General features: G+C 68.4%; 10 protein-coding genes. 5 read left to right on the forward strand and 5 right to left on the reverse strand.

Annotated features, from left to right (window positions below):
* The first annotated feature begins 116 nt into the window (after positions 1-116).
* Positions 117-452: a VanZ family protein gene (locus OTB19_RS40560; protein ID WP_267803866.1), complete on the forward strand. Its 336-nt coding sequence runs from the start codon at positions 117-119 to the stop codon at positions 450-452.
* 1,072 nt (positions 453-1,524) lie between these two features.
* Here OTB19_RS40560 and OTB19_RS40565 read toward each other — a convergent pair.
* Both OTB19_RS40565 and OTB19_RS40570 read right to left on the reverse strand, forming a co-directional pair.
* Complete coding sequence (locus OTB19_RS40565) at positions 1,525-1,698, reverse strand: hypothetical protein (RefSeq protein WP_267803867.1); 174 nt, start codon at positions 1,696-1,698, stop codon at positions 1,525-1,527.
* Between the two features lie 27 nt (positions 1,699-1,725).
* Positions 1,726-2,082 (reverse strand): PRC-barrel domain-containing protein, encoded by a 357-nt coding sequence (locus OTB19_RS40570; RefSeq protein ID WP_267803868.1) that lies wholly within the window; start codon positions 2,080-2,082, stop codon positions 1,726-1,728.
* 647 nt (positions 2,083-2,729) lie between these two features.
* Between OTB19_RS40570 and OTB19_RS40575 the strand changes: the two genes are divergently transcribed.
* Both OTB19_RS40575 and OTB19_RS40580 read left to right on the forward strand, forming a co-directional pair.
* Entirely contained in the window at positions 2,730-3,176 is a 447-nt protein-coding gene (locus tag OTB19_RS40575) for a hypothetical protein (RefSeq protein ID WP_267803869.1), read from the forward strand.
* Positions 3,173-3,379: a hypothetical protein gene (locus tag OTB19_RS40580; protein ID WP_267803870.1), complete on the forward strand. Its 207-nt coding sequence runs from the start codon at positions 3,173-3,175 to the stop codon at positions 3,377-3,379. Before OTB19_RS40575 ends, OTB19_RS40580 begins: the two co-directional genes overlap by 4 nt.
* Positions 3,380-3,624: 245 nt before the next feature.
* Here the strand turns inward: OTB19_RS40580 and OTB19_RS40585 are convergent, their stop codons facing one another.
* Positions 3,625-3,828, reverse strand: a complete 204-nt coding sequence (locus OTB19_RS40585) for a cold-shock protein (protein ID WP_267803871.1) — start codon at positions 3,826-3,828, stop codon at positions 3,625-3,627.
* A gap of 241 nt (positions 3,829-4,069) precedes the next feature.
* Positions 4,070-4,408 carry a MerR family transcriptional regulator gene (locus tag OTB19_RS40590; protein WP_267803872.1) on the reverse strand — a complete coding sequence of 113 codons (339 nt, stop codon included), beginning with the start codon at positions 4,406-4,408 and terminating at the stop codon, positions 4,070-4,072.
* Between the two features lie 799 nt (positions 4,409-5,207).
* Between OTB19_RS40590 and OTB19_RS40595 the strand changes: the two genes are divergently transcribed.
* On the forward strand, positions 5,208-5,633 hold the full coding sequence (locus OTB19_RS40595) for an ATP-binding protein (RefSeq protein WP_420717009.1): 426 nt from the start codon (positions 5,208-5,210) through the stop codon (positions 5,631-5,633).
* A 686-nt stretch (positions 5,634-6,319) separates the two neighbouring features.
* A complete protein-coding gene (locus tag OTB19_RS40605; RefSeq protein WP_267803873.1) occupies positions 6,320-7,567 on the forward strand; it encodes a PP2C family protein-serine/threonine phosphatase in 1,248 nt (415 codons plus the stop codon).
* A gap of 95 nt (positions 7,568-7,662) precedes the next feature.
* On the opposite strand, the gene OTB19_RS40610 is transcribed toward OTB19_RS40605, so the two are convergent.
* Entirely contained in the window at positions 7,663-8,001 is a 339-nt protein-coding gene (locus OTB19_RS40610; RefSeq protein WP_267803874.1) for a MerR family transcriptional regulator, read from the reverse strand.
* Positions 8,002-8,360 lie beyond the last annotated feature (359 nt).

Raw genomic sequence — 8,360 nt, forward strand, 5'->3', positions numbered from 1 at the left:
CTGAGACTACTTCACAAATCCTGAAGTTCCTTCACTGGGCGCCGAACTGCGGAGTGAGGGGCAAACCCCCTGGCCAGCAGGCTCGACACCCCCAGGGCCTCAGAGGAACTCACGGGATGTCGCACACCTTTGACACGGTCAAGCAGCTCGGCGGCAATATCGTGATGGGTGTGCCGTTCGGTGTGCTGCTGCCGGTGCTGGTGCCCCAAGCCCGAGGGCTGGCCCGGGTAGGAGTGGTCACCGCTCTCGTGATGCTCCTCGTGGAACTCGTCCAAGGCGCCCTGATCATGGGGCGTACGTTCGACATCGATGACGTTCTGCTCAACACCACAGGGGCTCTCCTGGGTTACCTCCTGATCGGCCTCCGGCTGGGCCGTGCAGTACATCCCCGCCGCCGCCACTGGTGGCACCGATTCACCAAACGCCCGGAGACTGCCACGGACCCGGCATAACTCAGCCCTTTCCAGCCGCCCCTCCAGCCGGTGAGATATCGCGCGGTGTCGACAAGGTCGGCGAGCATGACGGGGGTCGCTCGCGGGGCGAACCGGTCCCAGGTGCTGGTGGGAACCCGCAGCCACCACAGACTCCCGGTCCTGGCGAGCCGGCCGCGTCCACCGGCGCCGCGAGAACCGGGCCTCCCCAGCGCAGTTCACCGGGCCGGCGTCGCGCCGACAAGCAGACCGGACGACAGGGAGCACCCCGCCCGCCCCACCGGTTTTGTACCGGCATGACACCCAGCCGGTTCATCATGTACGCGGCGACACTGATCCACGGTGTCCACCGGTCCGGGCACCGGGTTCGCGGGACTGGTCCTGACATCCGACGCCGACGCTCGCGGTGAAACCAGCCCCCGGGGGGCAAGCCCAGCAGGGGACGGAGCTGTCAGATGTCAGGACCCGGGAGCGCCCCGGGAGCTGGGGGGAATGGGCCCCGGGGCGGTGTGCATTCCCAGCGCACCCAACGACAGGACACCCCCGCCGGTTCCGGGTCACCCGCACCCCTCCGGCCCGGTCCGCGCCTTGGGTCGCGCTCCCAGTCGCGTCGGAGGGCCCCGGGCGGAGCCTTGAGAATGGGCTCTGACCTGGAGGACAAGGGATCGGCAGGAGCCCGGCTCCGGCGCCGACTACCTACGTACAGGGAGTCTTTCGCGACCCGGCCATCGAACCGGCCCGCTTCCAACACCAGTTCCACAGCCGGCCGCCCGTGCGAACCTCACCATCCACGCATCCGCGGCCCTGCGAACCCGGGCCCACCGCGTAGCCGCCCTCATGTGCCCGCACGGAAGACGCCTCACCACAACGCGGCCCGAGCCGGCCCCGCCGGGTCCACCGACCGAGGCTCCCTCACCGCGTACGACACACGCGCACCCTGGAGGCCCCCGCCGCCGAGGCCGGGACGGCGATGATGCCGGTGAGGAACCGGCGAGGATCGGGCCGGTGAGCACCGACCGCCGCCGACCCCGGGCACCGGCCACCACCCCGCCGCACCCCCGGAAACAGGCTGGCACCCGTCAGACAACGTCTCTCAGCGCAGCCGACGGCGGTGACGGCCGGAGCGCTGCAAGTACATGCCCAGATACACCAGGGCGGCGACGAACACCACGATGCCGGTGACCAGCAAGTAGAACAGCCCTTCGGCAACGGCGCCGATGACACCCAGGACGATCGCCACGATGACGAGGAGCAGGAAAAGCGTCATAACGCAGGCACCTCCTTGTGGGGCCGGTCAGCGGCGGGCGAGCTGCCGCTCACCGTTCGCGCCAGGCTTGTAGGACAGACCGTAGTGCTCGAACACCGCCGCCTCGTCCTCGGCGGGCAGGACATCGTCCGTGCCGATCGCCGGGCACTTCTTCACCAGCGACCTGTCATAGTCGACCTTGACGTACCCCGGCCCCACGATCGCGCCGGCCAGCGGGACGAACACGAGACGTCGGCGAGTCGGAAGCCCGACCAGGACAGTGGCCACAGCCGGCTCGTCAGTACTGGTGTCCACATAGATCGCTTCCAATGTACCGATCTTGCGGCCGCCCACGTCCATGACGTCGTGTGTTCGCCACTCACGGATATCAGCGATCTCAATCATCCCCGGAATCCCTTCGCACAGCCGTGTACCCGAGCCGGTGCACTTCCTCAGCCTGCCCCGAAAAACCCGCCCTTACCAGCCTGACCCCTCCGCCGCGCCATCCCGGCCGGCACGCCGACGACCCCACCGCGGCCGCGTTGTGCTGGAACTCCACGATGCGGCCATCCAGGCGTGCCCGACAGAGCCATGTCGCAGGCGCGCCGGCGCACACCGGCACGCACACGCGTTGTGCGCCGGGGTTGCTGCTGCTCAACCCACCGCGGAGTGCGTCGCCCGACTCCAGTCTCGATACAGATAAGGGCTGCGCAGCCCTGAACTGACGGCCGTGACGCTTCGCGATCGGACCACAAGAAGTGGATCAGAACCATCACAACTGGCCACTGACAGGTGCGGTCGGGCCCGGGGGCCGGGAAACGGGGAGGGGGTGCTTCCGGGCCCCGGGGGGGGCGGCGCCGACCCTCAGGCGAGGGGTGCATGTGTTCGGCGCCGATTGCTTTAACGATTCTTCCGCCATCACGCCACGGGCAGGCGCACGCTGGAGGACCGAGGCGTGGCGGTGTCACGGCGTGCGGCAGGCGCACTGCGCGAAGGGGCGGATGCTGCTCGCGCCGGGCATCGACGCCCACCAAGGAGGGAAGAGGGCAGTCATGACCGAGCACCACCCGCGAAACCCCGCCCCCAGTCGACTCCAGGACGCAGGAGACGCTGTCCTGGACTGGTACCTGGAGGACTTACATCAACGCGTCGGCCCCGAGTGCTTGGCGGTGCTGGTGCGGGTGGTGCAGGACGCCTGCCAGCGCGTGAGCGGCGACGGGCAGGCCCTCCTCGAGGTGCCGGGGGAAGATGGCTGGACTCCCGAGCTTCAGCGGGAGTGTCTCAGCCTCCTGGCCGTGATGATCACCGGACAGGTCGGCAGCCACCACCTCGTCGAAATCCCCGGGCCCGAGCGAAGCACAGGCTGGCTGGTGATCCAAGCGGAGACCGTTCCGCCTCTTCCGCTGGCATCGATGGCGTTGCCGCCCCACAGCGGACCCTCGGCACAGCAGATGGGGACCGGGCTGGAACGCGGCCTCCGGGCCAGGGCCACGGCATGACAGCGCCATCCGCCACCCCCACAAACAGTCTGGCGGTGGTCGACCCCCGTGCACAGGCGCTAATCGAACGGATCGTCAGCGCGGTCCGCGACGGCCACGACCAGCGCATCCAAGAACTGATCACCGCATTCGCTACCGCCGCGGCCAGCCCAGCAGACCTGTACCTGCTCCGCGCCCGACTCCACACCCGCACCACACAGTGAGCCGCACCAGGAGGACCCGCGGCATCTCCCCCACCTCGGCCGGCCCGGCCTGTCGCCCTGCGCCCCGCGGGGGCGAGGTCCGGCGTGAGACGGATCAGGGCCGCGCGGTCGCACGGCCCTGATCATGTGCGTCTCAGCTCCCGCCGACGCCCGTACGACGTCCGCGGACGGAACGGAGTGTGCACGAACACCGTACCCGGCAATCCCGGTACCGGCCGGCACGCGGGCGGGGCCGGGGGTGGGGGTCAGGCCGGGGTGATGTTCTCCGCCTGGGGGCCCTTCTGGCCCTGGGTGACGTCGAACGCCACGACCTGGCCCTCCTGGAGCTCACGGAACCCCGAGGAGTTGATCGCCGAGTAGTGGGCGAAAACGTCCGGGCCGCCGCCCTCCTGCTCGATGAAGCCGAAGCCCTTCTCCGCGTTGAACCACTTCACAGTTCCCTTAGCCATATCCATGCCTTCCAGTCGAGTACGCCTTCCACAGCATGTGGAAGGCGGAGGTGATCGCCCTGGTTCCTGCGGCACAGCACAGCAAAAAGCCCACACCTACGGCGTGGGCAAAGGGGACTTCCGAACCACGACAGCTGACGCAGACGCTACACGCTCACAACACCCTGTCACCAGAGGAAACGGCTACGTCGCGCCTCGCACCAGGTGCGCGCCGAGGGTCGGCGGGCACGCCCGCACTCAATCAAGCCGCGGACGGCGGGTTCGCTGACCCGGCCGCGCGACGGTATTCCGTGTTGGTGCGCTGCGCTTCCTCGAGCTGGTCCTCGAGGATGACGATGCGGCAGGCAGACTCGATCGGGGTGCCCTGGTCGACGAGCTCGCGGGCACGGGCGGCGACGCGCAGCTGGTAGCCGGAGTAGCGGCGGTGCCCGCCCGCGGAGCGCAGCGGGGTGATCAGGCGGGCCTCGCCAATGGCGCGGAGGAAGTTCTGGGTGGTGCCGAGCATTTCGGCGGCCCGGCCCATCGTGTAGGCGGGATAGTCGTCATCGTCGAGCCGGCCGAACGAGTCGTCTGCTGTCATCGCACCTCTTTCGTGGAACGCGTGGAGGGGCCCGGGAGCATGTGGCTCCCGGGCCCCGAAGGAACTGCTACACCATCTGCCGGCCCTAGTCCTGCGCTGGCCTTCTGTTTCCGCACATACGACCTGCGTGCTGTCGAAGGCGCGGGGATCGCGGTTGCTTGACCGGAGATCACCTCACTCACGATGTCCTTCGGTACCCGGACTCAACACTCCATCCGGGCGATCCTGATGGCGCTTAGCTCCTCCGTTCTTCCCTCTGGATCACTCACATACCAAGCGGGAACTACTGAACTGCTTACTGCGAACTGCCTGCACTACGGGTATTGCGTACTGCTGGTGACCTGCACAAGCGCCCACCATCGACGCCTTCACCGAGGAACTGCTCACTTCACTGCTGGTACTGCAACTACCACTGCGTTAACTGCGGTCCTGCTCGTGGTGGCCCCTGATCACTGCGGGCCACCGGTCCGGTGATCAGTCCCGTCGCCGTCCTGCAACCAGCCTGGCTTCGAAACTCCACCACCGCACCGCCATACACACTGCAACTCAAGTACTACTGCCCGGCAGTTCGTCTCTGCCAGGCCCTGCTGTCTCTCCGGGCTACGAGAGGAACCATAACCACGACGCGGGGAGATGTCTACTCCGGCCGGTATAGGTTTCCGCATGTTCGACGGGGAGGTAATCGCCTCGAACACCGAACGGCAAGGGACAGGCACTGCGGTTGAACGTCTCAGCGGCGGGCACAAGCGCTGCACGGGCAAGGCCAGCATGTACGGCCTATAGAAGCTGGGGTGACATGATGGGCACAATGAGCGTTGAGGTCCCGATCGCCCTGATGGGCACGGTGCGCATTGATGTATCGACCGACCGGTCCACGGCCTCTATTGGCGACGCGCGCGCGAGCACCCGCGGCTTCCTCGACCGTCTTGTGCCCTCTGTCGCGGACCAGGCTGGCGAAGACGTCGTCCTGGTCGTCTCGGAGCTCGTCACCAACGCCCTGCGTCACGGCGGTGGCACCTGCATCCTGACCCTGACCGCCTACCCCGACGGCATCGAGGTGTCCGTCCAGGACCCCAGCCCGCTTCCGCCGCGCACCCGCGTCCCTGACCTGCACGGCGGGAGCGGAGGATTCGGCTGGTCGATGGTCAACCACCTCGCGCAAACCACCACCGTCACCCACATGCAGACCGGCGGGAAGACCGTCAGCGCGCTCCTCCCCCGGTAGACCCCGCCCCAGCACATCCGACGTCGCATGGCAGGACGGCCTTACCGCCGCGCGCGGACGGGCGGCCAAACATGGACACCACCCGGCGCCGCTGGACGCCGCCTACCAGGGCGCGCCAGTGGGCATCTGGCTCAAGAATGTCCCGGACAGCCGAGCGGGTGGGGCGGGAGATCGAGCAGCGGTGCATTGAAGGGCTGCCTGTGGAGTCGTCAGCCGGGGCGATGACACATGAGCGGCGCAGGCAACTGGATGCGATCGCCCCTCATGGTGCCCCGTGTGGGCGGTCACGTGGCAGCGCTGCTTCCATTTCGTCCGGTTCCACCTGGACACCGGCCAGACGCGGCCCACCATGGCGGGCGAAGTGGTGACCCATGGCGAGACCACGAATCCAGCGGGTGAAGTGTTTGTTCTCCTGGCACCCGGTCGGGGCACCCGGCGCCTACCCCGGGGCCCCGCCCCTGGCCGCACCTGGCCCGGGAGGGGCGGGCCGGCCGGGCGGCCGGAACCCGGGAGCCTCATGGTGCAATGGAGCCTGTCCGGTGCCGCTTCGGCGCGGATCTTCGCCTGTCGCGGGACAAAAGTCCCGGGCGGCATCGAGCAGCAAGGGGTCCGCTGTGACCGCAGGAGAGCCGGACGGCGGGCGGGCCTATGGTCCTGACGCGGGCGGAGGCCGCCAGGGTAAGGCGATGACTCTGGCGGGGATACTGGAGGCGGCGGAGGCGGCGGCGCCCGTGGAGTCGCTCGACGTGGTCGCGCGCATGCTCAAGAAGCACCTTGAGGCGGCGTCGGTGTCGTTCCTGATCACCGACTTCACCGGCAGTTCGGTCGTACGGCTGGGCGCCGCGGACAGCGTCGAGATCGATGAGCCGCCCCAGCGGATCTTGCTGCGCGGCACCCTGTACGAGGACGTGATCCGCACCCAGCAGCCGCAGGTCGAGCACGAGGGCGAGAGCCGGCACGTGCGCGTGGTCGCCCCGGTGACCAACCGCGGGGACGTCATCGGACTCCTGGAACTGTTCCTGCCCGCGGTACCGCACGCGGAGGTGATGCGGGAGATCGGCGAGAGCGCGCACGCGCTCGCGTACATCGTCATCGCGAACCGGTCCCACAGCGACGTGTACCAGTGGGCTCGGCGCACCAAGCCCCTGAACCTGGCCGCGGAGATCCAGCACCGGCTGCTCCCGGCGTCGCTGGCGTGTGAGGCGGCGCAGTTCGCGGTAGCCGGGGCCTTGGAGCCCGCCGAACACGTCGGGGGCGACACCTTCGACTACGTCATCGATCGGGACACCGTCCAGCTCTCCGTCACCGACGCCATGGGCCACGACGTCAACGCCGCACTGCTCGCCACCCTGGTGGTGAGCGCCCTGCGACGGGCCCGGCGGGAAGGTGCCGACCTGGCTGAACAGGCCCGCCAAGCCGACCAGGCCATGCGCGACCACGGCCGCAGCGGCTTCGTCACCGGCCAGCTGCTGCGCATCAACCTCCTCAACGGCAATACCGAGTTCGTCAACGCCGGACACCCCTGGCCGCTGCGTATGCGAGACGGCGGGGTCGAGGAGATCATTCCGAAAGTCGACCGGGCGTTCGGCATCAACATTCGTCCCTCCGAACCCAACACCTACCGCGTGCAGACACTCGACCTGCGGCCCGGCGACCGGCTGATCATGCTCACCGACGGCATGCTGGAACGCCACGCCGAAAGCCTCGACCTCGCGGCCCTCATCATCCGCACCCGCGAACTACATCCCCGCGAAGCCGCCCGCACCCTCATCAAAGCGATCGTCGACGCCGGCAACGGCCACCTCCACGACGACGCCACCGTCATGTGCCTCGACTGGCACGGCGTCCACGACTCCGAGCGAGACGCCACCCACGGCGCCGACGTTACCGACGCCTCACCACCCACAACGACAAGACCACCCGCTCCCCACTGATGACCCGGGCGGGCGAGGGCAGGAAGCACGGCACGCAACCGGGCCCATACGGACCAGACGCGCACCAGCCCGCCCGGGGCCCGGCATGCACCGGGTCAAGCCGCAGACGGAGCAGACCCTGACGCGACGGTATGGCGATACTCGGCGTTGATGCGCTGCGCTTCCTCAAGCTGTACTTCGAGGATGACGATCCGGCAGGCCGACTCGATCGGCGTGCCCTGATCGACGAGTTCGCGGGCACGGGCCACGATCCGCAGCTGGTAGCGGGAGTAGCGGCGGCGCCCACCCTCCGAGCGCAGCGGGGTGATCAGACGGTGCTCGCCGATGGCGCGGAGGAAGTTTTGGGTGGTGCCGAGCATGTCCGCGGCCCGGCCCATCGTGGACGCGGGATAGTCGTCATCGTCGAGCCGGCCGAACGAGTCGCCTGCTGTCATCGCACCTCTCTGTGGAACACGTGGAGGGGCCCGGGTGCGTATGGCACCCGGGCCCCGAAGGAACTGCTACACCATCTACCGACCCTGATACTGCGTCGGCCTTCTGTATCCGCCCACCCGACCTGAGGAGCGTCGGGGATACGGGGATCGCGGTTGCTTGACCGGAGACCACCTCACAAACGATGTCCTGCGGTACCCGGACTCAACACTCCACCCGGGCGATCCTGATGATGCTTAGTGGTCTGCGTCGTAAATCCTTCGGGGGTTGACGTCGGGCTTGGCGTGCGCTTGCCCGTGTCAGGTGTCGAGACCGGTGAGGTGGAGGTGGCAGGCGGTGTCGAGTGCGTCCTCGGGGGTGC

Origin of the sequence: Streptomyces sp. H27-H5, assembly GCF_026627505.1 — a bacterium.
In the GTDB taxonomy this organism is placed as follows: domain Bacteria; phylum Actinomycetota; class Actinomycetes; order Streptomycetales; family Streptomycetaceae; genus Streptomyces.